We start from the raw sequence: 452 nt of genomic DNA on the forward strand, positions 1-452 counted from the left end.
GGGCATCGTGAAAAGTCTATGTCAAAGAAAGGGTTATGTTCTCATAATTGACGATTAAATCGCACCTTCCTTAAGGTTTTTCAACACAGAATCAGTCCCTGTACCAGCCATGTCATTACCATTGCCTTTCAAAGACATATGCACAATTGTTCCTGATTGGCATTGTAGCTCAAAGTTAAACTCAGTTTTTGATGCAGCAATTTTCCCAATATTCCGGGAAACGATATCGTTACTTTGAATCCCTGGCAAAGTTACAGTTTTATCAGGGTTAATAATATCACAAGTGTAAGTAGCTGGGGTAAAGGCATTACCTAAGCGAAAATATAGCCTATTAGTGTGTTCATAATATGCTTTCATGGTTCCATCAACATCAGAGTAAAGGGCGGATTCAACTCCGAAGTGCAACGCTAAGCCGCCAATCTTAGCTCTGCAAACACCACAGACGGTTGCCT

The 452-nt window shown here is 40.5% G+C and carries 1 protein-coding gene; it reads right to left on the minus strand.

Annotated elements, in window-relative coordinates:
- Positions 1–54 precede the first annotated feature (54 nt).
- Positions 55–452 (minus strand): hypothetical protein (locus tag ACSZPU_RS26305; protein WP_499004568.1); only part of this gene is annotated, 398 nt, incomplete at its 5' end.

It is taken from the genome of Phytobacter sp. V69 (assembly GCF_965644215.1).
In the GTDB taxonomy this organism is placed as follows: Bacteria; Pseudomonadota; Gammaproteobacteria; order Enterobacterales; family Enterobacteriaceae; genus Phytobacter.